General features: G+C 64.0%; 22 protein-coding genes. 9 read left to right on the top strand and 13 right to left on the bottom strand.

Annotation, left to right across the window (positions count from 1 at the left end; all coding sequences use genetic code 11):
* Positions 1–31 precede the first annotated feature (31 nt).
* The 5 genes from G6P99_RS17815 to G6P99_RS17795 all read left to right on the top strand — a co-directional run bounded on the left by G6P99_RS17815 (position 32) and on the right by G6P99_RS17795 (position 4877).
* Positions 32–1390 (top strand): formimidoylglutamate deiminase, encoded by a 1359-nt coding sequence (locus tag G6P99_RS17815; RefSeq protein ID WP_165128835.1) that lies wholly within the window; start codon positions 32–34, stop codon positions 1388–1390.
* Positions 1387–2130 carry a histidine utilization repressor gene (gene hutC, locus G6P99_RS17810; RefSeq protein WP_029080646.1) on the top strand — a complete coding sequence of 248 codons (744 nt, stop codon included), beginning with the start codon at positions 1387–1389 and terminating at the stop codon, positions 2128–2130. The genes G6P99_RS17815 and hutC overlap by 4 nt, the downstream gene beginning before the upstream one ends.
* A gap of 168 nt (positions 2131–2298) precedes the next feature.
* Positions 2299–3243 carry an ABC transporter substrate-binding protein gene (locus G6P99_RS17805; RefSeq protein ID WP_029080647.1) on the top strand — a complete coding sequence of 315 codons (945 nt, stop codon included), beginning with the start codon at positions 2299–2301 and terminating at the stop codon, positions 3241–3243.
* A 78-nt stretch (positions 3244–3321) separates the two neighbouring features.
* Positions 3322–4095 (top strand): ABC transporter permease, encoded by a 774-nt coding sequence (locus G6P99_RS17800; RefSeq protein WP_029080648.1) that lies wholly within the window; start codon positions 3322–3324, stop codon positions 4093–4095.
* The gene (locus tag G6P99_RS17795) at positions 4092–4877 is read left to right on the top strand and encodes an ABC transporter ATP-binding protein (RefSeq protein ID WP_165128825.1); all 786 of its coding nucleotides are present in this window, start codon (positions 4092–4094) and stop codon (positions 4875–4877) included. Before G6P99_RS17800 ends, G6P99_RS17795 begins: the two co-directional genes overlap by 4 nt.
* Before the next feature lie 15 nt (positions 4878–4892).
* Here G6P99_RS17795 and G6P99_RS17790 read toward each other — a convergent pair whose 3' ends face one another.
* The 7 genes from G6P99_RS17790 to urtA form a co-directional block, all read right to left on the bottom strand.
* Positions 4893–5243 (bottom strand): FmdB family zinc ribbon protein, encoded by a 351-nt coding sequence (locus G6P99_RS17790; protein WP_029080650.1) that lies wholly within the window; start codon positions 5241–5243, stop codon positions 4893–4895.
* A 101-nt stretch (positions 5244–5344) separates the two neighbouring features.
* Positions 5345–6574 carry a formamidase gene (fmdA, locus tag G6P99_RS17785; protein ID WP_029080651.1) on the bottom strand — a complete coding sequence of 410 codons (1230 nt, stop codon included), beginning with the start codon at positions 6572–6574 and terminating at the stop codon, positions 5345–5347.
* A gap of 24 nt (positions 6575–6598) precedes the next feature.
* Entirely contained in the window at positions 6599–7288 is a 690-nt protein-coding gene (gene urtE / locus G6P99_RS17780) for an urea ABC transporter ATP-binding subunit UrtE (protein WP_029080652.1), read from the bottom strand.
* A 68-nt stretch (positions 7289–7356) separates the two neighbouring features.
* Positions 7357–8112, bottom strand: coding sequence for an urea ABC transporter ATP-binding protein UrtD (gene urtD / locus G6P99_RS17775; RefSeq protein ID WP_165128823.1), 756 nt, complete (start codon positions 8110–8112; stop codon positions 7357–7359).
* A 12-nt stretch (positions 8113–8124) separates the two neighbouring features.
* Complete coding sequence (gene urtC, locus G6P99_RS17770) at positions 8125–9258, bottom strand: urea ABC transporter permease subunit UrtC (protein ID WP_165128821.1); 1134 nt, start codon at positions 9256–9258, stop codon at positions 8125–8127.
* A 16-nt stretch (positions 9259–9274) separates the two neighbouring features.
* Entirely contained in the window at positions 9275–10201 is a 927-nt protein-coding gene (gene urtB / locus G6P99_RS17765) for an urea ABC transporter permease subunit UrtB (RefSeq protein ID WP_029080655.1), read from the bottom strand.
* 130 nt (positions 10202–10331) lie between these two features.
* Entirely contained in the window at positions 10332–11594 is a 1263-nt protein-coding gene (urtA, locus tag G6P99_RS17760; RefSeq protein ID WP_029080656.1) for an urea ABC transporter substrate-binding protein, read from the bottom strand.
* 169 nt (positions 11595–11763) lie between these two features.
* On the opposite strand from urtA, the gene G6P99_RS17755 reads away from it, so the two are divergent.
* Positions 11764–15132 (top strand): hybrid sensor histidine kinase/response regulator, encoded by a 3369-nt coding sequence (locus tag G6P99_RS17755; protein WP_029080657.1) that lies wholly within the window; start codon positions 11764–11766, stop codon positions 15130–15132.
* Positions 15122–16048, top strand: a complete 927-nt coding sequence (locus G6P99_RS17750) for a response regulator (RefSeq protein WP_029080658.1) — start codon at positions 15122–15124, stop codon at positions 16046–16048. Before G6P99_RS17755 ends, G6P99_RS17750 begins: the two co-directional genes overlap by 11 nt.
* A 39-nt stretch (positions 16049–16087) precedes the next feature.
* Here the strand turns inward: G6P99_RS17750 and pcaG are convergent, their stop codons facing one another.
* The 5 genes from pcaG to G6P99_RS17725 are packed head-to-tail and all read right to left on the bottom strand — an operon-like array spanning position 16088 to position 19926.
* On the bottom strand, positions 16088–16690 hold the full coding sequence (gene pcaG, locus G6P99_RS17745) for a protocatechuate 3,4-dioxygenase subunit alpha (RefSeq protein WP_029080659.1): 603 nt from the start codon (positions 16688–16690) through the stop codon (positions 16088–16090).
* Positions 16691–17392 (bottom strand): protocatechuate 3,4-dioxygenase subunit beta, encoded by a 702-nt coding sequence (gene pcaH / locus G6P99_RS17740; protein ID WP_029080660.1) that lies wholly within the window; start codon positions 17390–17392, stop codon positions 16691–16693.
* Between the two features lie 46 nt (positions 17393–17438).
* Positions 17439–17978 carry a DUF4863 family protein gene (locus tag G6P99_RS17735; RefSeq protein ID WP_029080661.1) on the bottom strand — a complete coding sequence of 180 codons (540 nt, stop codon included), beginning with the start codon at positions 17976–17978 and terminating at the stop codon, positions 17439–17441.
* A gap of 14 nt (positions 17979–17992) precedes the next feature.
* Entirely contained in the window at positions 17993–18721 is a 729-nt protein-coding gene (locus tag G6P99_RS17730) for a nitroreductase (protein WP_051346191.1), read from the bottom strand.
* Entirely contained in the window at positions 18697–19926 is a 1230-nt protein-coding gene (locus tag G6P99_RS17725) for an ABC transporter substrate-binding protein (protein ID WP_035976742.1), read from the bottom strand. Before G6P99_RS17725 ends, G6P99_RS17730 begins: the two co-directional genes overlap by 25 nt.
* Positions 19927–20157: 231 nt before the next feature.
* Here G6P99_RS17725 and G6P99_RS17720 point away from each other — a divergent pair, with 231 nt between their 5' ends.
* Positions 20158–21135, top strand: a complete 978-nt coding sequence (locus G6P99_RS17720) for a LysR family transcriptional regulator (protein ID WP_029080664.1) — start codon at positions 20158–20160, stop codon at positions 21133–21135.
* Between the two features lie 22 nt (positions 21136–21157).
* On the opposite strand, the gene G6P99_RS17715 is transcribed toward G6P99_RS17720, so the two are convergent.
* On the bottom strand, positions 21158–22342 hold the full coding sequence (locus tag G6P99_RS17715; RefSeq protein ID WP_035976743.1) for an ABC transporter substrate-binding protein: 1185 nt from the start codon (positions 22340–22342) through the stop codon (positions 21158–21160).
* Between the two features lie 214 nt (positions 22343–22556).
* Between G6P99_RS17715 and G6P99_RS17710 the strand changes: the two genes are divergently transcribed.
* Positions 22557–23150, top strand: coding sequence for a MarR family winged helix-turn-helix transcriptional regulator (locus tag G6P99_RS17710; RefSeq protein ID WP_165128819.1), 594 nt, complete (start codon positions 22557–22559; stop codon positions 23148–23150).
* Positions 23151–23167: the final 17 nt, after the last annotated feature.

The raw sequence follows: 23167 nt of genomic DNA, 5'->3' as shown, positions 1-23167 counted from the left end.
TGTGCCGGTTCTGTCCAGCCGGCGTGGAAAAATGACACGACTGCATTTCGCATTCGCGCTGCTGCCTTCGGGCTGGGCCAGTGACGTGCAGGTCGCCGTCGCCAGCGGCACGATCGCTTCGGTGACGCCGGGCGTGGCGGCGACCGCCGGCGACGAACGTCACCAAGTGGCGGTTCCGGGATTGGCGAGCCTGCACAGCCACGCCTTTCAGCGCGGCATGGCCGGCCTCGCCGAGCTGCGCGGCGACACCACCGATACGTTCTGGACCTGGCGTGAGACGATGTATCGCTTTGCGTTGGAAATGACGCCGGACGACGTCGCGGCCGTAGCGACCCTGCTCTATGTCGAGATGCTCGAGCGGGGCTTTACCCGCGTCGGCGAGTTTCACTATCTGCATCATGATCGCGACGGCTCGCCTTATGCCAATCCTGCCGAGATGGCAGTGCGCATTGCTGAAGCCACTGAGGCCTCCGGCATCGGGCTGACGCTGCTGCCGAGCTTCTATGCCCACAGCACTTTTGGCGGCGCAGCGCCGCATGCGGGTCAGCGTCGCTTCATCTGCTCGGTCGATCAGTTCGCCGCGCTGATGGCAGCCTCGCGCGAGGTGATCCGAAAATTGCCCGGCGCCAATATCGGCATCGCGCCACATAGCCTTCGTGCGGTGTCACCCGATGAACTTGCGGCGATCATCCCGCTCGCCGGGCCAGACCCAATCCATATCCACGCTGCCGAGCAGGTGCGCGAGGTCGAGGATTGCCTCGCCTGGTCCGGGCAGCGGCCGGTGGAATGGCTGCTCGAACATGCGCCCGTCAATCAGCGCTGGTGCCTGATTCACGCGACCCACATGACGGATCAGGAAGTCGTTGCGCTCGCCCGCTGCGGCGCAGTGGCCGGCCTCTGCCCGGTCACCGAAGCGAGTCTCGGCGACGGCATCTTTTCGGCGCGCGAATTCCTCGCCGCAGGCGGCCGGTTCGGCATCGGAACCGATTCCAACGTGCTGGTCGGAGTCGCCGACGAGCTGCGTCAGCTCGAGTACGGCCAGCGACTGAAGCACCGGGAGCGCAATGTGCTCTCCGGGCGTCCCGGCGCATCCACCGGCCGCGCGCTGCTCGATCACGCGCTCGCAGGCGGTGCGCAGGCGCTGGCACAAACCAGGACTGGGCTGGTCCCCGGCGCGCGGGCCGACATCGTCACCCTCGACACCGCGCATCCGTCCCTGGCCGGACGGTCAGACGATGCCGTTCTCGACGGCTGGCTGTTTGCGGCCGGAGCCGACGCGATCGACTGCGTCTGGGCCGGCGGCGACAAGGTGGTCGCGGGCGGACGGCACCGGCTGCGTGCCAGGGCGCGCGAGCAATTCAATGCAAGCATCCGGAGGCTCGTGGCATGAGTCTCGCCTCCGATCGGGCCCGCCCTGATACGGCCGGCAAGCCGACGCTCTACAAGCGGATCCGGCTCGACATCGAGACGCGGATCCTGACCGGCGAATGGCCGCCGGGTCATCGCATCCCCTTCGAGCATCAATTGATGGCGCGCTATCACTGCTCGCGAATGACGGTGAGCAAGGCGCTGTCGGAGCTGGCGCAGGCCGACCTGATCGAGCGCCGCCGCCGCGCCGGTTCCTTCGTGCGCCGTCCGCAGCATCTGTCGGCGGTGCTCAAGATCGCCGACATCAGAGCCGAGATCACCGCGCTCGGGCGCAGCTATGGCTATCAGCTGATCGATTGCCGGCGGCGCACCGCCACATCGGCTGATCGCGCCCGGCTCGGTGCAAGCAAGGCCGGCAAGGTGGTCGCGATCGCCTGCCGGCACAGCGCCGACAATGTGCCGTTCGCCGTCGAGGACAGGCTGATCGATCTCGCCACCGTGCCGGAGGCCGCAACGGCCGACTTTGCACGCGAACCGCCGGGATCATGGCTGCTGCATCATGTGCCGTGGACCGAGGCTGAGCACACAATCAGCGCCGTCGTTGCCGACGATCGCACGGCCAAGGCACTCGACATCGCGGTCGGCGCGCCCTGCCTCGTGATCGATCGCTATACCTGGCGCAGCGCACGGACGCTGACCGCGGTGCGGCTGCACTATCCGGGCGAGACGCACCGGCTGGTAGCTCGCTTCACGGGAGGCTGAGAACATCTTGCGCGGCATAATTCATGCAATGCATCATGGGCAACTATTCACAGACGCGTCTCATGCGGCAATCCGCCGCGACTGACGTGAAGAGATCACTGACGTGAGGAGATCACTGACGTGAAGAGATCAACAGGCTTCAATCCGTCGTTCAAGGAGTCGACAATCATGCGTTCCTTCAAGCTATTGCCCGCAGTCGCAGCTTTGCTCGCGTCCACCGCCGCGCTCGCCGATGACGTCAAGGTCGGCGTCGGCATCTCCGGATGGACCGGCTTCGCACCGCTGACGCTCGCCAAGGAGGCCGGCATCTTCAAGAAGAACGGCCTCGACGTGACGCTGAAGAAGATCCCGCAGAAGGACCGGCATCTCGCGATTGCCTCGGGCGACATCCAGTGCGCCGCCACGACGGTCGAGACCTGGATCTCCTGGAATGCCAATGGCGTCGCGACCAAGCAGATCTTCCAGCTCGACAAGAGCTATGGCGCCGACGGCATGGCCGTGCGCAACGACGTCGTCGCGATCAAGGACCTGAAGGGCAAGACCGTCGCCGCCTCCGCGCCAGGCACCTCGCCCTATTTCGCGCTGGCCTGGATGCTGAAGAAGAATGGCCTCACGGTGAAGGATGTCACCGTGGTGAATCTGGAGCCGGCTGCCGCCGCGCAGGCCTTCGTCTCCGGTCAGAACGATGCCGCGATGACCTACGAGCCTTATCTGTCGACCGTGCGCGCGGCGCCCGACAAGGGCAAGATCATCGCGACCACGCTCGACTATCCGATGGTGATGGATACGTTCGGCTGCACGCCAAAATTCCTGACCGACAATCCGAAGGCGGCCCAGGCGCTCGCCGACAGCTATTTCGAGGCGCTGGACATGATCGCCAAGGATCAGGCCAAGGCCTACGAGATCATGGGCGCAGACGTGAAGCAGTCCGGCGAGCAGTTCGGCAACTCGGCAAAATACCTGCGCTGGCAGGACAAGGCCGCCAACCAGAAATTCTTCGCCGGCGACTTCCTCACCTTCAACAAGGATGCAGCCGAGCTGCTGCTCGAGGTCGGCATCATCAAGGCTGCGCCGAAGGTCGACGACATCTACGACGCAAGCTTCATCAAGTAACGCAACAATCATTTCGGCCGGCCCCGCCTCGCGGCACTGCAGGCGGGACTGGCGCATGAGATTCGCCTGGATACCGTGATGCGTCCTCTCGAGCCCACGACATCGAAGCAGCGCGTGGCCTACGGCCTCGCGTTCTTCGTGCTGTTCGTCGCCCTGTGGTCCTGGGCCACGTTCGGCGGCCACGTGTCGAAGACATTCCTCGCCAATCCCCTGACCATGGTGCAGGAGGGCTATGAGCTGATCGCCAAGCAAGGCTTCCTGTTCGATATCGGGATGACGATCTGGCGGGTCGTCGGCGGCTTTGCCCTTGCCGCCGCGATCGCGGTGCCGCTCGGCGTGCTGATGGGCGCCTACAAGCCGATCGAAGCCTTCCTCGAACCCTTCGTGTCCTTTGCGCGCTATCTGCCGGCCTCCGCCTTCATCCCGCTGTTGATCCTGTGGGCGGGCATCGGCGAGCTGCAAAAGCTGCTCGTGATCTTCATCGGCGCGGTGTTTCAGATCATCCTGATGGTGGCGGTGACCGTCGGCGCCACAAGACGCGACCTGGTCGAAGCCGCCTACACGCTCGGCGCCCGCGACCGCGGCATCATCCGCCGCGTGCTGCTGCCCTCCGCAGCCCCCGAGATTGCCGAGATCCTCCGGCTGGTGCTGGGCTGGGCCTGGACCTACGTCATCGTCGCCGAATTGATCGGCTCGTCGTCGGGCATCGGGCACATGATCACCGACAGCCAGGCACTGCTCAACACCGGCCAGATCATCTTCGGCATCATCGTCATCGGGCTGATCGGCCTGATCTCCGACTTCCTGTTCAAGGCCTTCAACGCCTGGCTGTTCCCGTGGAAGCTTGCATGACCGCGCTCAGGATCGATCAGGTCTCGCGAACCTTCCCCGCCCGCGCCGGCCATGCGCCGACCAAAGCGCTCGAGCCGACAAGCCTCGATGTTGGCGACAACGACTTCGTCACCATTCTCGGGCCGTCGGGTTGCGGAAAATCCACCCTGCTCAGGATCATCGCCGGGCTCGACCGGCCGACCAGCGGGCGGGTCACGCTCGATGGCCGCGAGGTCACGGACCCCGGCGCCGATCGCGGCATGGTGTTCCAATCCTACACGCTGTTTCCCTGGCTGACCGTGCGCGAGAACATCGCCTTCGGCCTGCGCGAGCGCGGTGTTCCGCAAGCCGAGCGCCACGAGATAGCCGACGCCTTCATTCGCCGGGTCGGGCTATCCGGCTTCGAAAATCACTGGCCCAAGCAGTTGTCGGGCGGCATGCAGCAACGCACGGCGATTGCCCGGGCGCTGGCCAATGATCCGAAGATCCTGCTGCTCGACGAGCCGTTCGGCGCGCTCGACAACCAGACGCGGGCATTGATGCAGGAGATGCTGCTCGGGATCTGGGAACGCGACCAGAAGACCGTGCTGTTCGTGACGCACGACATCGAGGAAGCGATCTTCCTCGGCAGCCGCGTGATCGTCATGAGCGCGCGCCCCGGCCGCATCAAGGCCGAGATTACGGTCGATCTGCCGCATCCCCGCTCCTACAAGATCAAGACCACGCCGGAATTCGTCGCCCTGAAGGAACGGCTGGTCGAGGAGATCCGCACCGAAGCGTTGAAGGTCGCCGAGCAGGCCTGACGACCAGCCACGCCGTCAGTGGCTGATCATCCAGGGACGCGCGGTCGGAAAGCCCTTTGCCCCGCTCTTGGTCTTGGTCATCAGCCGTGCCGGCTTGTTCTTGCCCGTGGTGGAACAGCAGCCGCAGCCCGGCCCGTGCGCGGCCTTGTACTGATCGAGCGTCTTCGGCGCGTGCCGGCTCTGCTCATTGGTGGCGTGCGCCTTGCGCTTGTCCGAGGGCATGCAGAAGAACGCCGGCGCGGTCAGTATCACGCGCGGCGACGTCGTCTCGCATTGCGGACAGTCCTGCGGCAGGTCGCATTCGGCCATCGGCCGCATGTCGGTGAAGGGACCGCAGTCGTTGCAGAGATATTCGTAGATCGGCATTTCCTTAATCCTTGCGCAGTCGTGCGTGACATCCGGCGATGGATGCGAGGCGGCCAATACGCAGCCGTCCCGCATCCTTCGCGCAGGGATCACTTGAAGGATCACTTGTCGGGCGAGATCGGCATCTGGATGTCACCCTTGATGTGCTTGATCGGTCCCGCCGACGACGGCATCACGTCGAAGTCGAAGATTTCCGTCGGCAGCCACAGCGTGGCGCAGGCATTGGGCACGTCGACCACGCCGGAGATGTGGCCCTGACACGGCGCGGTGCCGAGGATCGAATAGGCCTGGGCGCCGGAGTAGCCGAACTTCTTCAGGTACTCGATCGCGTTCAGGCAGGCCTGGCGATAGGCGATGTGGACGTCGAGATAGTGCTGCTTGCCGGCCTCGTCGACCGAGATGCCCTCGAAGATCAAATAGTCCTTGTAGTTCGGCGTGATCGGCGACGGCTTGAACACGGGGTTCTTGATGCCGTACTTCGCTACGCCGTCCTTGATGATATCGACCTTGATATGCAACCAGCCGGCCATTTCGATGGCGCCACAGAAGGTGATCTCGCCGTCGCCCTGGCTGAAATGCAGGTCGCCCATCGAGAGCCCGCCGCCCGGCACATAGACCGGGAAATAGATCTTCGAGCCGCGCGAAAGGTCCTTGATGTCGCAATTGCCGCCATGCTCGCGCGGCGGCACGGTGCGCGCGCCTTCGAGACCGATCTTGGCCTTGGCATCGCCCTTGGCCTGGCCGGCATGGGCGGTCGGCGCGAACGGCGGATTGGCGAGGCCCGGCACGCGGGTCGGGTTGGTCGCGATCAGCTCGGCCTCGCGCTTGTTCCAGGCCGCCAGCATCTTCGCATCGGGCAAGCACCCGATCAGGCCGGGATGGATCAGTCCGGCGAAGTTCACACCGGGGATGTGGCGCGACGACGTGTAGAGACCCTTGATGTCCCAGATCGACTTCTGCGCCAGCGGGAAATGGTCGGTCAGGAAGCCGCCGCCATTCTGCTTGGAGAAGAAACCGTTGAAGCCCCACAGGCTCTCCTTGAGCGGACCGACGTCGAGCAGGTCAACAACCAGGAGGTCGCCGGGCTCGGCACCCTTGACGCCGATCGGGCCCGACAGGAAGTGCACGATCGACAGGTCGATGTCGCGAACGTCGTCGGCCGAGTCGTTATTCTTGATGAAGCCGCCGGTCCAGTCGACGGTCTCGATGATGAAATCGTCGCCCGGGCTGACCCACTCGACGATCGGAACCTCCGGATGCCAGCGGTTGTGGATCTTGTCGTTTTCATAGGCGGACTTGCTGAGATCAACCTTGATCAGTGTATCTGGCATCGCTTGCTCCCCTTGGGTTACTGGTTAGACAGACAGATATTTCGAGATCTGTGCGGCATCGACGCTGTCGCGCGGATCGTCGCGGACGATCTCGCCGTTCTCGATGACGAGCACGCGGTCAGCGATGTCGAGCGCGAAGCTCAGCACCTGCTCGGAGACGACGATCGATAGCCCCCGCTCGTCGCGGATCCGCTTCAAGGTGCGCGCCATGTCCTTGATGATCGACGGCTGGATGCCCTCGGTCGGCTCGTCCAGCAGCAGCACCTTCGGCTTGGTCGCAAGTGCCCGGGCGATCGCGAGCTGCTGCTGTTGCCCACCCGAGAGATTGCCGCCGCGGCGGCCCTTCATCTCGAGCAGCACCGGGAACAGTTCGTAGATATCGCCGGGGACCTCGGAACCGCCTGACACCACGAGCCCGGTCTCGATGTTCTCCTTCACCGTCATGGTTGAGAAGATCATGCGGCCCTGCGGTACATAGGCGAGGCCCTTCGCGACCCGCTCGTAGCTCTTCATGGTGCCGAGCTCGGTGCCGTCCATCGTCACCTTGCCGCTCTTGGCCGGCAGGATGCCCATCAGGGACTTCATCAGCGTGGTCTTGCCCATGCCGTTGCGGCCCATGATCGCAACGATCTCGTTGGGCGCGACTGAGACGTTGAGGCCGTGCAGCACCTCGCTCTGGCCATAGGCGACGTGAAGATCATTGATTGCCAGCATCGACGCGCTCCTTAGTTCGTGCCCATGATCTTGTCCGGAAACCGGACGCCACTTTCCGGGATCATGGGCTAGTGGCCCAGGTAAACTTCAATGACCTTGGGATCGTTCTTGACGTGCTCCATGGTTCCCTCGGACAGGATCTGTCCCTGGTGCAGCACGGTGACCTTGTGGGCGATGTCCTCGACGAACTTCATGTCGTGCTCGATCACCAGCACCGAGCGGTCCTTGATGATGCGGTTGAGCAGCTCGGCGGTCTTGGCGCGCTCGGACACGCTCATGCCGGCGACCGGCTCGTCGAGCATCAGCAAGTCCGGGTCCTGGATCAGCAGCATGCCGATCTCGAGCCACTGCTTCTGGCCGTGGCTCAGCTGGTCGGCATAGGTGTTGAGGCGATCCTTCAGGAAGATCATCTCGGCGACCTCCTCGACCCGCTGCTTGACCGCATCATCGCGCTGGAAGGCCAGCGAGCCGAACACGGTGCGGCCGCGCGGATAGGAGATTTCGAGGTTCTCGAACACGATGAGATCCTCGAACACCGACGGCGTCTGGAACTTGCGGCCGACGCCGGCCTGCACGATTTCGTTCTCGCGCAGCCTGGTCAGCTCCTGGCCGCGGAACTGGATCGAGCCTGATGTGGCCCTGGTCTTGCCGCAGATCAGGTCGAGCACCGTGGTCTTGCCGGCGCCGTTCGGGCCGATGATGACGCGGATCTCGTTCTCCTCGACATAGAAGGAGAGATCGTTCACCGCCTTGAAGCCGTCAAAGGACACGGTGAGGCCGGAGACCGCGAGCAGGAAGTCCTTGGGCTGATGACCGACGAGCATGATGGTTCCTCCTCACTCAGCCGGTGCGCCGTCGGCGACAAGCGCCGCCGATTTTGATCTTCGCGATGCCAGCAGGCGCTCGATGCGCGGCTGGACGTGGTCCGCCCAGATGCCGGAGAGCCCGTTCGGGAACGCCAGCACGACCGCGATGAACAGCGCGCCGAGGCCGAACAGCCAGAGCTGCGGGAAGGACTCCGAGAGGCTGGTCTTGGCGAAATTGACCAGCAGCGCGCCCCAGACCGCACCGAAGATCGACATCCGGCCACCGACCGCGGTGTAGATCACCATCTCGATCGACGGCACAATGCCGACAAAGGACGGCGACATGAAGCCGACCTCGAGCGTGAACATGGCGCCGCCGATCGCGGCAAACACCGCCGCGGCGCAGAACGCGAAGATCTTGAAATTGGCGACGCTGTAACCGGAGAAGCGCACGCGGTCCTCCTGCTCCCTCATCGCCACCAGGATGCGCCCGAGTTTTGTCAGGCGGATGAACTGCGCGGCGACGATGCAACCGAACAGCAACACAACCTCGACAAAGTACAGAATGAATTTGGCGTGATCCGTGCGGATGTCCCAACCGTGCAGTGTGCGCAGATCGGTGATGCCGTTGATGCCGCCGGTGTAGCCCTGCTGTCCCACGATCAGAATGGTGAGGATCGCGGCGATGGCCTGCGTGATGATCGCAAAATACACGCCGCCGACCCGGCGCTTGAACATCGCCGCGCCGATGATCAGCGCAAAGAAGGCGGGAACCAGCAAGATCGCCAGCACCGTGAGCGGAAAACTGTGGAACGGCTTCCAGAACAGCGGAAGCTGCGTGATCTGGTTCCAGTCCATGAAGTCGGGAATGCCCGGCGTCGACTGGATCTTGGTGTTGGCAACCGAGGACGCCTCGAGCTTGAGGTACATCGCCATGCAGTAGCCGCCGAGGCCGAAGAACACGCCCTGCCCCAGGCTCAAGATGCCGCCATAGCCCCAGCACAGCACGAGGCCGATGCCGACGAAGGCGTAGGTCAGGTATTTGGCGACCAGGTTGAGGCGGAAGATATCCAGCGACAGCGGCAGGATGACAAACAACAGCACCGCGAGCGCAAAAAAGCCGATCAGTTCAGAGCGATTGAAAAAGCGCGAGTTGATGATCATGACCTGCCTGTTGTTCTTATTTGCGGACCTTGAGCGCGAAGAGCCCCTGCGGACGCACCATCAGGATCGCGACGATCGTGAGCAGCGTGATCACCTTGGCCATCGATCCCGACAGGAAGAATTCCAGCGTCGACTGGGTCTGCGAGATCGAGAAGGCCGAGGCAATGGTGCCGAACAGCGACGCGGCGCCGCCGAACACGACCACCAGGAAGGTATCGACGATGTAGAGCTGGCCGGCGGTCGGCCCGGTCGACCCGATCATGGTGAAGGCCGAGCCTGCGACGCCGGCGATGCCGCAGCCGAGCGCAAAGGTGTAGCGGTCGACCTTCTCGGTGTTGATGCCGACGGCGCCGGCCATCACGCGGTTCTGCACCACTGCGCGCACCTGCTTGCCCCAGCTCGACCAGAACAGCACGTAGGCAACCGCGATCGTGATCAGGATGGTCAGCGCCATCACGAACATGCCGTTGATCGGGATCTGGATCGAGTCGGTCGCCTGCCAGGAACCCATCATCCACTCCGGCAGCTCGACGCCGACCTCGCGCGCGCCGAAGATCGAGCGATAGGCCTGTTGCAGGATCAGGCTGAGACCCCAGGTCGCCAGCAGCGTGTCGAGCGGACGCTTGTAGAGATGCCGTATCAGCGCCCACTCGACCAGCATGCCGAGCGCGCCGGACGCGATGAACGCCAGGATCATCGCGATGAAGAAGTAGCCGGGAAACAGCCAGGGCGCGATGTGCTGCACCGTGTTCGACGTCATCCAGGTGACGTAGGCGCCGAGGATCATGAACTCGCCATGGGCCATGTTGATAACGCCCATCTGGCCGAAGATGATGGCAAGCCCCAGCGCCATCAGCACGTAGACGGAGAACAGGATGAGCCCGGCGAATCCCTGCATCGCAAGGATGGCGCCGAGATCACCGATCGAATAGTCGCCGAACATCTGATCCTCCAGTCCAAGGGCAGTCCACCGGCGTGCGCCGCGACGCAGCGGCGTCCGATCCGCGGCGTGGGCGGGTAACGTCCACGCCGCGATGCGTTGAGGTTGAGGGTGGCGCGCTAGGCGCGCCGCCTCACTGGTAACCCTTGGGGAACGGATCCGGCTCGACGAGATCGGCGGTCTCGTAGATCAGCTCATACTGGCCATCGGCCTTGGCGCGTCCGACGCGGGTCTTTGACCACAAGTGATGGTTCTCGTGGATCCGGACGTAGCCTTCCGGCGCGCCCTTGAACTCGACGCCGGGCGACGCCGCCGCGATCTTGTCGATGTCGAAGGAGCCTGCCTTCTCCACCGTCAACTTCCACAGCCACGGGCCGAGATAGGCGGCTTGCGTCACGTCGCCGATCACGGTCTTCTCGCCCCACATCTTCTTGAAGGCGGGCACGAACGCCTTGTTGTTGGCGTTGTCGAGCGACTGGAAGTACTTCATACAGGCGTAGGCGCCGGCGATGTTTTCGCCGCCGATACCGTCGATCTCGTCCTCGGTGACCGAGATCGTCAGCAGCGTCTGCTTCGACAGGTCGATGCCGGCCGCCTTCAGCTGCTTGTAGAACGCGACGTTCGAGCCGCCGACGATGATCGCGTAGATCACGTCAGGCTTGGTCAGCTTGATCTTGTTGATGACCGAGTTGAACTGGGTCGAGCCGAGCGGGAAGTATTCCTCGCCGACCACCTTGCAGCCCTGCAGGTGGTTCTCGATATGCTTGCGCGCGATCTTGTTCGAGGTGCGCGGCCAGATGTAGTCCGAGCCGAGCAGATAGAAGCTCTTGGCGCCCTTGGTCTTGTTGACCCAGTCGAGGCCGGCGATGATCTGCTGCGTCGCCTCCTGGCCGGTGTAGATGACGTTCTTGGACTGCTCGAGGCCTTCATAGAAGGTCGGATAGTAGAGCATGCCGTTGTACTGCTCGAACACCGGCAGCACCGCCTTGCGCGAGGCCGAGGTCCAGCAGCCCATCACGGCGGCGCATTTGTCGTTGACCAGGAGCTTCTTCGCCTTTTCCGCGAAGGTCGGCCAGTCGCTCGCGCCGTCTTCCTGGATGAACTTGATCTTGCGGCCGAGCACGCCGCCGGCGGCGTTGATCTGCTCGATCGCGAGCTTCTCGGCCTCGACCGATCCGGTCTCGGAGATCGCCATGGTGCCGGTCACCGAGTGCAGGATACCGACCGTGACTTCGCTATCGGTGACTGCAAGACCCGTGGTGTTGACCGCGGAGGTTGCAGGAACATCGGCAAATGCCGGACGGCCCAGCATCGAAACGGCCGGCAAAGCGGCCATTCCCATCAAGAGCTTGCGCCGAAGCGGAGACTGCAGTCCTGGTTTTGTTTCGTCTGACATGAGCACCCCATCTGGTTCGAGAACGCTTATTGATGAGGCGAGGATTGCTTACTTTTGTGCACCGCACTGATACGTGAGATCGCGTATACTGCACCGCAAAATAGCGACGTAGGTTTTTGGTACGGGATTTGCCCGCGATCAGAGCATCGTGGACCAGGAGTAAGAACGAGTGGCAGGGCGGCAGCGGATAGACCGCGTCAGGCGCCAATACAATCAATGGGTCGCCAACCAGACGCTGGAAGACTACGCGCTGCGCTTCACCGCCAAGAGCGCCAGGCGCTGGTCCGCCGCCCGCGTCGCCAACACCGCGCTCGGCGCGATCTCCTTCCTTGCGCTGGAGGCGATCGGGGGCACCATCACGCTGAACTATGGCGCGATGAACGCCTCCGCCGCGATCCTGGTCGTCAGCGTCATCATCTTCCTTTGCGGGCTGCCGATCGCCTACCACGCCGCAAAATGCGGCATCGATATCGATCTGCTGACCCGCGGCGCCGGCTTCGGCTATATCGGTTCGACCATCACCTCGCTGATCTACGCCTCCTTCACCTTCATCTTCTTCGCGATCGAGGCCGTGATCCTGGCCAGCGCACTGGACATGTGCTTCGGCATTCCCCGGCCGATCGGCTATTTGATCAGCGCAGTCGTAATCATTCCGCTCGTGATCTACGGCATCACGCTGATCAGCCGCTTCCAGCTCTGGACCCAGCCGTTGTGGATCATCCTCCACATCATGCCGTTCGCGGCGATCGCCTGGGCCAATCCGCATTCGTTCACCGAGTGGCGCAAATTCGCCGGCGATCACGGCGATCCCGCAGGCAACCTCGATCTCCTGCTGTTCGGCACCGCGGCCTCCGTCGTGTTCGCGCTGGTGGCGCAGATCGGCGAGCAGGTCGACTTCCTGCGCTTCCTGCCGCGCGACCGCCGCACCTCGCGCAAGGCCTGGTGGATCGCCCTGCTGAGCGCCGGTCCCGGGTGGATCGTGCTCGGCGCGCTGAAACTGCTGGCGGGCTCGTTCCTGGCCTTCTTCGCGCTCAGCCACGGCGTCTCGGCCGAACACGCGGCCGAGCCCGCCAACATGTATCTCGAAGCCTTCCGCTACGTGCTGTCGCAGCCGGATCTCGCGATGGCGCTGACCGGCACGTTCGTGATCCTGTCGCAGGTCAAGATCAACGTCACCAACGCCTATGCCGGCTCGATCGCCTGGTCGAACTTCTTCTCCCGCCTCACCCACTCGCATCCCGGCCGCGTGGTGTGGCTGGTGTTCAACGTCGTCGTCGCGCTGCTGTTGATGGAGATCGGCGTCTACAAGGCGCTGGAGCAGACGCTCGCGCTCTACTCGAATGTCGCGATCGCCTGGGTCGGCGCGCTGGTGGCCGATCTTGTCATCAACAAGCCGCTCGGCTTGCGGCCGCAGCATATCGAGTTCAAGCGCGCCCATCTCTGCGACATCAATCCGGTCGGCGTCGGCGCGATGACGATTGCGACCGTCGTCTCGATCAGCGCGTTCTACGGCCTGTTCGGCCCGACGGCGAAGGCGCTGTCCGCATTCGTTGCGCTGGCCGTCGCGTTCATCGCGGCCCCCCTGATTGCCTGGGCGACCGACGGCAAATACTACATCGCACGCAAACCGAAACGAAGCTGGCAGAACCTTGAATCGATCCAGTGCTGTATCTGCGAGCATGCGTTCGAGCCCGAGGACATGGCCGCCTGCCCGGCCTATGCCGGCCCGATCTGCTCATTGTGCTGCTCGCTCGACGCCCGCTGCCACGATCTCTGCAAGCCGCATGCGCGGATCGGCGCGCAGGTGTCGGACGCATTGAGCAAGGTGATGCCGCAGCCGATCTATGCGCGCCTCAACTCGCAGCTCGGACATTACCTCGGCGTGTTCGCGGTCTCGGCCGGTCTGGTGGCGCTGGTGCTCGGCCTGATCTACCTGCAGACCACGGCGGCCGTGCATGCCAACGAATTGCTGGCCGACGTGCTGTGGAAGGTGTTCTTTGCGCTGACCCTCATCATCGGCGTTGTCGCCTGGCTGTTCGTGCTGGCGCAGCAGAGCCGACGCGCCGCGGAAGAAGAAACGCGGCGCCAGACCACGCTGCTGATCCAGGAAATCGATGCTCACAAGCGCACCGATGCCGAACTGCAACGCGCCAAGGAAGTTGCGGAATCCGCCAATCTCGCCAAGAGCCGGTACGTCGTCGGCCTGAGCCACGAGCTTCGCTCGCCGCTGAACGCGATCTCCGGTTATGCGCAGCTGCTGGAGCAGGACAACAGCCTGCAGACGCGGCCGCGCGACCAGGTGCGCGTGGTCCGCCGCAGCGCCGACCATCTGTCGGGCCTGATCGACGGCATTCTCGACATTTCCAAGATCGAGGCGGGTCGCCTTTACCTCTCGCGCGACGAGGTGCGCCTGACCGATTTCCTCGATCAGCTGGTCGGCATGTTCCGCCTCCAGGCCGCAGCAAAAGGCATTGACTTCGTGTTCAAGCGGCCGGCGGTGCTGCCGGTCGTGGTCTATGCCGACGAGAAGCGGCTGCGGCAGATCCTGATCAATTTGCTCTCCAACGCGATCAAGTTCACGCAGGCCGGGCGCGTACAATTCATCGTCCACTACCGCAGCCCGGTCGCCGAGTTCGAGGTCACCGACACCGGCCCGGGCATCCAGCCTGACGACCTCGAACGCATCTTCGCGCCCTTCGAGCGCGGCGCGCTCGGCGTTTCGCAGCCGCAGACCGGCACCGGGCTTGGCCTGACCATCAGCCGCCTGCTCGCCGGCGTGATGGGCGGCGACATCAAGGTGACATCCAGCGTCGGCGCCGGCAGCACGTTCCGGGTCAAGCTGCTGCTCTCCGAGGTCACCAATCCGCGCCGCGAAGCGCCAGTCGAGGCCCCCATCTATGGCTATCACGGCCCGCGCAAGACGATCCTGATCACCGACGACGATCCGACCCACCGCGACCTCTTGCGCGAGATCCTGGCGCCGCTCGGCTTCATCCTGCTCAGCGCACCGGACGGACCGGGCTGCCTCGCGCTGGCGCAGCATTGTCGGCCGGACATGTTCCTGCTCGATATCTCGATGGCGGGCATGGACGGCTGGACGGTCGCCGAAACCTTGCGCGCTGAAGGCCATCACCAGGCCCGTATCCTGATGATCTCGGCCAGTGCGCTGGAGGCCCATGGCGCGCCGCTGGCGCAACCTTTCCACGACGGCTACCTTATGAAGCCGATCGACATCCCGCGGCTGTTAGAGACCATCCGCCTGCTGCTCAAGATCGAGTGGCAGTATGAGGCCGAGCAGGCTCCGCTCCCGCAATGGAAACCCGACAGTGGCTCTCGTCCGCCCGTGAAATATGTCGAAGAGCTGATCAGCCTCGGCCAGCTCGGCTATATCAGGGCGATCCAGCTCAAGCTCGATGAAATCGGCAACGAACATCCCGAACACGCCGATTTCGTCGGCCAGATGCGCACGCTGATCGACCGGTTCGATCTCGATCAGTATATGGCGACATTGAAGATATTGCACAGCTATGACCATTGAACAAAGAAAGCGCGACGTCGCGCTCGTCGTCGATGACTCGCCGGAGACGTTGCGCCTCCTCACCGACGCGCTCGACGGCGCCGGCATGACCGTGATGGTGGCGCTCGACGGGGCCTCCGCGATGCGCATCGTCGAGCAGATCACGCCGGATATCGTGCTGCTCGATGCCGTGATGCCCGGCATGGACGGCTTCGAGACCTGCAGGCGGCTGAAGCGCGACGCCGGGCTCGACGGCGTCCCGATCATCTTCATGACGGGGCTGGCCGAAACCGAGCACATCGTGCGCGGGCTCGAGGCCGGCGGCGTCGACTATGTCACCAAGCCGATCGTGGTCGAGGAGATGCTAGCCCGCATCCGGGTCCATCTCGCCAATGCGCGAATGACGCAAAGCGCCCGCGCGGCGCTCGACGTCTCCGGCCGCTATCTGCTCGCGGTCAACAGGTCAGGCGCGCTGCTGTGGGCGACGCCGCAGGCACAGAAATTGCTGTCGGACACGCTCGCCGACGCTGCCGACAATTTCGTGCTGCCGGAGCCGATGCCGCAATGGCTCGATCAGGCGCAGAAAGGTGTTGCCGGAAAGAAGACCGCGACCGTGGCGTCATTCCCCGGCAACGAGCAGCTTCGGCTGCAATATATGGGCAAGCTCGGGCCCAACGAGTTCCTGCTGCGGCTGGCCAAGGACACCAGCGGCGACATGCCGGCCGAATTCTCCAGCGAGCTCGGCCTGACCACCCGAGAGGGCGAGGTGCTGTCCTGGCTCTCCAAGGGCAAGACCAACCGCGACATTGCGCAGATCCTTGGCTTGAGCCCGCGCACTGTCGACAAGCATCTCGAGCAGATTTACGCCAAGCTTGGGGTCGAAAACCGGACCGCCGCGGCCGCGATCGCGGTCAACGCGAGGCACCGCAAGTCCTGAGGCATCCCCCGCTTGAGCTGCGCGCCTCGTCCCGGCCGGCTAGACGTCGAAGAACACCGTTTCGTTGTCGCCCTGCAGATGGACGTCGAACGTGTAGGTATGGCCCGCACCGGCCTTGCGCTTGGCGATCAAGGTGGCGCGGCGATCGGCCGGCACGAGCGCGAGCACGGAATCACCGGCGTTGCCGGCCTCGTCGTCAAAATAGATCCGCGTGTAGAGATGCAACAGCATGCCGCGCGCGAACACCGCGAGCGCGATATGCGGCGCCTGCGGCTTGCCGTCGGCATCCGGCACTACGCCGGGCCTGATGGTGTCGAACGAATAGCCGCCGCTCTTGTCGGTGCCGCAGCGGCCAAAACCCTTGAACGAGGAGTTCGGCAGCGCGCGCGCATCCTGCGGATCGGAGAAGCGGCCCTGGCTATCTGCCTGCCAGATCTCCAGCATGCAATCCGGGATCACGGCGCCGTCGCCGTCATAGACCTTGCCCTCGACCCGGATGCGCTCGCCCGAGACATCAGGTGTCAAGAGATTGCTGGTGAAGGCGTCGTTCCATTCATATTCGCCGTTCGGCGTCAGGCCATACTTGAAGTAAGGACCGACGGTCTGCGAGGGCGTGATTCCATCAAGACGCTGGTTCGACACTTACTTGGTCTCCATCGGCGTGGCATTGCGGCCGCGCAGCACGATATCGAAGCGGTAGCACAGCGCCCATTCCGGCTTGGTGTTGTCGAGATCGAACGACGAGATCATCCGCGCCCGCGCCTTTACATCGGTCACCGAGTTGAAGATCGGATCGAACGGAAACAAGGGATCGCCGGGGAAATACATCTGCGTCACCAGACGCGAGACGAAGGAATGGCCGAACACCGAGAAGTGGATATGCGCCGGCCGCCAGGCATTGTGGTGATTGCCCCAGGGATAGGCGCCGGGCTTGATGGTGATGAACTTGTAGTAGCCGGCTGCATCGGACTGCGTCCGCCCGGCGCCGGTGAAGTGGGGATCGAGCGGCGCCGGATGCTGATCGACGACATGGATGTAGCGGCCGCAGGCATTGGCCTGCCACAACTCGACCAGTGTGTTCGGCACGCCGCGGCCGTCCTCGTCGAGCACGTGACCATGCACGATGATGCGCTCGCCGAGTGGCTCGCCCTTCGCCTGGATGGTGAGATCATTGTCGTGCGCGCGCACGGTCTCGTGACCGTAGACCGGCCCGGTCAGCTCCGAGAGCGTGTGCCGCATCGGGATCAGCGGCTTTCGCGGCGAACGTTTGATCGCGCTTCGGTACGCGGGAGACAGACGCAGGGGGTGAACGCCGTTCGAATCGACCGGATAGATCAACGTCATGAGCTTGCTCCAGACCTGATTGCTGCGTGGCCACGGACGCCGGACGTCAGGCCGGTGCCTTGAAATCGTAGGAGATGCGCCCGGCAGGCAGATAAAACAGCGCGATCACTGCGCCGCCCCTGACCTCGGGATAGTGTCGGCTGCCCGGATCCGGCGCGGTCCAGCCCGGCCCCTGCCAGCCCTGCAAGCCCTTCAACTGCGCGCCCCTGTCGAGGGGAACGACGAGGTTGAGCTCGCCATAGGGATGGCCGTGATACTGGCCGCGCAGCACGTCATGATCGTCGTCGTCCTTGAAGCGGCGCGGATCGGCGCTGTTCATGTAGACCGCGGTGATGCTGAACTGGAACGTCTCGGGGACCGGCTCAAGGATGCGGCTGCGCCGATAGTTCGGACCCTCCACCTCCTGGTTCGCCGCCCAGCCCTCCTCGACGCCCATTTTGATGAGGCGTGCGAGATCGTGGTAAAGCGCGCTCGTCTCGCCGTAGGTCTCGTTGAGCCATCGCTCCATCGCCGCGCTCGGCGTCATGTCCTTGACTTCGCGCAGAAACGGAATGCTGCGTTCGATAAGCTGTTCCCGGCTTCCCATGACTTACTCCTGTTCTAGTTCTCAAAACCCTTGAAGGAGGCGAACGCCTCCAAATCCGCGCGCGGCATCAGCCGCGCCCTCGCCTGCTCCCTCGGGTGACCCATCGAGATCCCGCATGCCACCATCTGCTCTGCAGGGATCGACAGCATCGGACGCAAGATCCGGTGGTACTTGGCGAGCGTTTCCTGCGGGCAGGATTGCAGTCCGCGTCCGACTGCCGCCAGCATCACGGTCTGGATGAACATGCCGAGATCGAGCCAGCTTCCCATGGCGAGCCGACGATCGATGGTCACGATCAGTCCGACCGGCGCGCCGAAGAACGCGAAATTTCTTGCGGTCTGCCTGCTCCGCGCCGCGGCGTCGCTCTGCTCTATTCCGAGCGAGCCATAGAACAATCGTCCGAACTCCTGGCGACGGCTGAGATACGGCTCGGGGAACTCGGTGGCGTAGTATTGATACTCGGAGACGTGCTCGCCCGGCTCCCGCTCATAGGCGTGCAGAAGGGCCGCCGACACCTCGGTCTTGGCAGCACCCGCGAGCACGTAGACGTGCCAGGGCTGAATGTTTGCGCCACTCGGCGCAAACCGCGCCACACGCAGGATTTGCTCAATGGTCGACCGCGCGACCGGACTGTCGGAGAACTGACGGCACGAAAGGCGGCTAGCGATCACGTCGTCGATTGGATTGCGCGCAACTCCGCACACCCCGTTCGCATCAATCACGACTTCTTCACGAACGGACATCCGCCGCCCTCCATCGGTCTGAAAGCTTCGTCCCCCGGGATCGTCGCCAATAGCTGGTAGTAATCGAACTGGTACTTCGACTCTTCCGGAGCCTTGACGCGGAACAGATACATGTCGCGGACCAGCCTTCCGTCCGGCCGGATCTTGCCGTTACGGGTCATGAAATCGTTCACCGGCAATTCGCGCATCTTGGCGGCGACAGCGGGTCCGTCGAGCCTGCCTGCGGCTTCGACCGCCTTGAGGTAGTGCATGACAGCGCCATAGGTGCCGGCATGGATCATGGTGGGCACTTTCTTCGTCTTCTCGATGAAGCGCTTCGACCACGCCCGCGTCTCATCGTTGAGGTCCCAGTAGAAGGCTGAGCTGAGCATCAGGCCTTGCGCGCTTTGCAGGCCGAGGCTGTGGATGTCGGCGATGAAGACGATCAGGCCGGCAAGCTTTTGCCCGCGCGTCACGCCGAACTCGCCCGCCTGCTTCACGGCGTTGATGAAATCGCCGCCGGCGTCGGCGAGTGCGATCACGTCGGCCCTGGAGGCCTGCGCCTGGAGCAGGAAGGACGAGAAATCGGGCGTGTTGATCGGGTGCTTCACCGCGCCGACCACCTTGCCGCCGGTGGCGTCGATCACCTTGCGGCTGTCGGCCTCGAGCTGCGCGCCGAGCGAATAGTCGGCCGACAGGAAGAACCAGGACCTGGCGCCGAGACGCGAGATCGCGCGCGTCGTCCCCTGCGACAGCGCATAGGTGTCGTAGGTCCAGTGGATACCGGTCGGCGAGCACTCGTCGCCGGTCAGCCGGGACGTGGCCGCGCCGGTGGCAAGGAAGAGCTTCTTCTTGTCGCGCGTGATGCCTTGCACCGCCAGCGCGACCGCGGAATTCGGAACATCGAGGATCGCCTCAACATTCTCGTTTTCCAGCCAGCGCCGGGTAATCACCGAGCCGATATCCGCCTTGTTCTGGTGATCCCCCGCGACGATCTCGATCGGCCGCCCGAGCACCTTGCCCTTGAAGTCGTCCACCGCCATCTGCGCCGCGACGACCGAGCCCTGGCCGCCATTATCTGCGTAGAGCGACGACATGTCGGTCAGCACGCCGAGCCTGACCGGCCCGTTCTGTGCAACCGCGGACGGCGCTACAGCCAGGAGCGTCAGCGCCAGTCCAACTGATTTGCGCACACCACTTCGGGCCGATCTCACCCAGGGCTTCATCGTTTTTCTCCTCCCAACCCGGTGACGCCAATGTTGGCCAGAACGTCGCGTTGCGGAAGTGAAAGTCTTGCAGATTGATCCTGAACCGGCTTCAGATCGCCAATGGCAGCGATACTGCGATGCGCTCCCGGACGATCCGGTCGGTTGCATCCACCGTACGCCTGGCCTTAACTGCAAATGATCGTAACGATTTGCCGGAGCGAGCGATCCGCTACAGACGGGACTGCCATCGTGTCCGTTTCCTTCAAGACACTGGACCTGAACCTGCTCAAGGTGTTCGACGCCGTCATGGAGGAGCGCAGCGTGCTGCGCGCCAGCCAGAAGGTCGCGCTGAGCCAGTCCGCCGTCAGCCACTCGCTGGCGCGGCTGCGCGAGATGCTCGATGACGACCTGTTCGTGCGCACGGCGACCGGCATGCAGCCGACAGCCCGCGCGTTGACGATGGCCCCGCAGGTGCGCCAGGCGCTGCGGTCGCTGGAGGCCGCGGTCGAGCTGCCGACCTTCGTTCCGGCGGTCTCGACCAAGCCGTTCACGCTCGCCGCCAACGACTTCACGACGATGGTGCTGGCGCCGCCGCTCTTGAAGATCTTGAGCCGGGAGGCTCCCGCGGTCGACCTCACGATCAAGCCGGTGACGCGGATCGATCTTGCCGAGCAGATCGACCTTGGCCGCATCGATGTCGCGATCGGCGTGTTCTCGTCGCCGCCGAGCCGCTTCCGCACCGCCCTGCTGTTCGAATATGACGACGTGCTGATCGTCGGCAAAAAACGCAAGCTTGGCCGACTCGACAAGGCGAAGCTCGCGACCCTGCCGCTGGTCGTCGTGTCCTTTGGCGGCGAACAGGAGGGCGCGATCGGCGGCTACATCTCCGAGCGCGGGCTTGCCAGGCGTTCCGAGATGTATGACCGCCCCGCGCTTGAACGGGCACTGTCTGACAGCGACCACCCGCCACGGATCGCGGTCTCGCTGCCACATTTCCTGGCCCTCCCCGCGCTGCTGGTCGAGTCCGAACTGGCGGCGATCGTTCCGCGGCCGCTGGCGCGTGCGCTCGAGCAGGCGCATGCGATCACGACCCATGAGCTGCCTTACACTACGACGCCCGTCGAGGTTCGGCTGCTCTGGCACGAACGGGTCGAGAACGAACCGTCACATGAATGGCTTCACGAGGTGCTCCGCCGCGCCACCGAGGAGTTGAGGCGCGGCCGTTAGCGGCGAATCACCGACGCACACCTCACTGCGCGGCCATGGCCCCGGACATCGGAACCCAGCGTTCGCCATCGAAACGCTGCGGCCGCAGCGACGTGATCAAACGATAATCGTCCGGGCTGGTGTTGACGGTGATTCCCGGGATCAAGCCCGGAAGCGCAACGTTCTTCAGCGCGGTGGCGTGCTTCATGAGGTTCTGCCGGGACAGATCGTCGCCGCAAGCCTCGATAACCTTGGTCATGAGGACAGCGACATTCCATCCGGTGAAGTTGAGCTGATCCTCGATGTCGCCCTCGGGATAGTACTTTTTCATGAAGGCCAGCCACTCGAGATAAGCGGGATCGTTGGCCCATTCCGGATCGCCGACCGACTTGGTCGGCGTCGCCGAGATCGCCCCCTTGGCGTTGTCGAGCCCGGCCGGCCTGAGGATCGTCGGCACGAAGTTGCTGCCGATCGGCAGGAACTGCTGCGCACGCCAGCCGAGCTCGCCTGCCTTGCGGATCGCCTGCGAGGTAAACTTGCCGGTCGACGCATTGAGAAACACGTTGGCGTTGGTGCTGGCCAGCGAGACGACCTGCGAATCGACCGTGGGCGACGTGACCTCGTAAGGCGACGCTGCGACAATCTCGGCCTTGGGATCGAGCCGGGCCAGTTCGGCCCTGAAGCTGCGGAGATATTCGCGGCCGTAGTCGTCGTTCTGGTACAACACGGCGACGCGCGAGGCGGGAGTGTGCTCGGCGACCAGCCGCGCATAGATCGCAGCCTCGGTGCTGAACAGCGTCATCCCCGAGATCGTGTAAGGGCTCGTCTTCGGATCGGCGAAGCGCTCGCTGGCCGCGAACACGAACAGCTGAGGGATCTTCTTGGCATTGAGATATTTCTGGACCGCCGCATTCTGCGCGGTTCCCATGCTGCCGAAGATCGCGACTGCCTCGTCATTCTCGATCAATCGGCGCGTCTGCTCGACGGCCTTCGGCGGGCTATAGCCATCGTCGAGCGAGATCAGGTTGACCTTGTGGCCGTTGATGCCGCCGCGGTCGTTGATCATCTGGAAATAGCGGGTCTGCACCTTGCCGACGGCACTCAGCGCCGACGCCGGCCCGCTATAGGGCATGGTCTGGCCGAGGATCAACTCGGTCTCGGCCGCCCCGGCCGGACCGCAAGCAGCCAGCAAGGCTGCGAACCAGAATCTCGCGCGAAGTCCGCGCATGCGCTCCTCCCTCTGTTTTCTTACCCGGAATATTCTTCCTAGGAAGATAGTTGTCAACCCAAACTTCAAGCGGCAAATGGCCGCTCCGCGGCGCGATCGCGGGACCTCGAGCGAGACCAAGGAACTTGCGGGGCGACACATCAATTCGACAGTGTTAGATTATTGTACGGATGATGCCGCGCCGCTGGCGCGGGACGAAGGGGACTGGAAGGGAATGAAGAAGAGCAGCGTGTCACGCCGCGCCGAACCTGCGATCAAGCAGCCGCCTGCACCCGACAGCACCCTTTACGACGACATCGAGGCCGCCTGGCTCGAACAGCGCCCCGACCTCGACCTCGCCGCCGCCTGCACCTTGTTGCGGCTGGAGCGCGTCAACCAACTGCATGAGATGCGCCTGCAGGACATCGCGAAGGCCGTCGGCCTGCAGACCGGTGAGCTCTATGTCCTGCTGGCGCTCAGGCGCTCGGGAAAGCCGTACGAGTTGCGTCCGACCGACCTGTTCCGCGCCCTCCTCGTCACATCGGGCGCCATGACCAAGCGCGTGGCCCGGCTGCAGGAAGGCGGCTTCGTTCTCCGCGTCTCGGCCAGCGACGACGGCCGCTCGGAGCTGGTCCGCCTCACCGCCAAGGGTCTCGCGACCGCCGACCGCGGCATTGCCGAGGTTGCGAGAGTCGTTGCGAGCGTGACCGAGGCGAGCGGGCTCACCAAGGCGGAGCTCGCCATGCTCGACCGCTGCCTGCGCAAGCTGCTCGCCGTCCGAACCGTGAAGGCGCCGAAGAAGTCCGGCCGGCTCGCCGCAGCCGATTGACTGCCTCCGCCGACACA

This window comes from Bradyrhizobium sp. 6(2017) (assembly GCF_011058295.2).
In the GTDB taxonomy this organism is placed as follows: domain Bacteria; phylum Pseudomonadota; class Alphaproteobacteria; order Rhizobiales; family Xanthobacteraceae; genus Bradyrhizobium; species Bradyrhizobium septentrionale.
Note: the sequence above shows the minus strand (reverse complement) of the source record. Positions and strands in the feature narration are given on the sequence as shown.

Excerpts from the sequence above, each read along its gene's own strand:
- G6P99_RS17815 (WP_165128835.1), top strand. The coding sequence starts at position 32 with ATGACACGACTGCATTTCGCATTCGCGCTGCTGCCTTCGGGCTGGGCC.
- hutC (WP_029080646.1), top strand. The coding sequence starts at position 1,387 with ATGAGTCTCGCCTCCGATCGGGCCCGCCCTGATACGGCCGGCAAGCCG.
- G6P99_RS17805 (WP_029080647.1), top strand. The coding sequence starts at position 2,299 with ATGCGTTCCTTCAAGCTATTGCCCGCAGTCGCAGCTTTGCTCGCGTCC.
- G6P99_RS17800 (WP_029080648.1), top strand. The coding sequence starts at position 3,322 with ATGCGTCCTCTCGAGCCCACGACATCGAAGCAGCGCGTGGCCTACGGC.
- G6P99_RS17795 (WP_165128825.1), top strand. The coding sequence starts at position 4,092 with ATGACCGCGCTCAGGATCGATCAGGTCTCGCGAACCTTCCCCGCCCGC.
- G6P99_RS17790 (WP_029080650.1), bottom strand. The coding sequence starts at position 5,243 with ATGCCGATCTACGAATATCTCTGCAACGACTGCGGTCCCTTCACCGAC.
- fmdA (WP_029080651.1), bottom strand. The coding sequence starts at position 6,574 with ATGCCAGATACACTGATCAAGGTTGATCTCAGCAAGTCCGCCTATGAA.
- urtE (WP_029080652.1), bottom strand. The coding sequence starts at position 7,288 with ATGCTGGCAATCAATGATCTTCACGTCGCCTATGGCCAGAGCGAGGTG.
- urtD (WP_165128823.1), bottom strand. The coding sequence starts at position 8,112 with ATGCTCGTCGGTCATCAGCCCAAGGACTTCCTGCTCGCGGTCTCCGGC.
- urtC (WP_165128821.1), bottom strand. The coding sequence starts at position 9,258 with ATGATCATCAACTCGCGCTTTTTCAATCGCTCTGAACTGATCGGCTTT.
- urtB (WP_029080655.1), bottom strand. The coding sequence starts at position 10,201 with ATGTTCGGCGACTATTCGATCGGTGATCTCGGCGCCATCCTTGCGATG.
- urtA (WP_029080656.1), bottom strand. The coding sequence starts at position 11,594 with ATGTCAGACGAAACAAAACCAGGACTGCAGTCTCCGCTTCGGCGCAAG.
- G6P99_RS17750 (WP_029080658.1), top strand. The coding sequence starts at position 15,122 with ATGACCATTGAACAAAGAAAGCGCGACGTCGCGCTCGTCGTCGATGAC.
- pcaH (WP_029080660.1), bottom strand. The coding sequence starts at position 17,392 with ATGACGTTGATCTATCCGGTCGATTCGAACGGCGTTCACCCCCTGCGT.
- G6P99_RS17735 (WP_029080661.1), bottom strand. The coding sequence starts at position 17,978 with ATGGGAAGCCGGGAACAGCTTATCGAACGCAGCATTCCGTTTCTGCGC.
- G6P99_RS17730 (WP_051346191.1), bottom strand. The coding sequence starts at position 18,721 with ATGTCCGTTCGTGAAGAAGTCGTGATTGATGCGAACGGGGTGTGCGGA.
- G6P99_RS17725 (WP_035976742.1), bottom strand. The coding sequence starts at position 19,926 with ATGAAGCCCTGGGTGAGATCGGCCCGAAGTGGTGTGCGCAAATCAGTT.
- G6P99_RS17715 (WP_035976743.1), bottom strand. The coding sequence starts at position 22,342 with ATGCGCGGACTTCGCGCGAGATTCTGGTTCGCAGCCTTGCTGGCTGCT.
- G6P99_RS17710 (WP_165128819.1), top strand. The coding sequence starts at position 22,557 with ATGAAGAAGAGCAGCGTGTCACGCCGCGCCGAACCTGCGATCAAGCAG.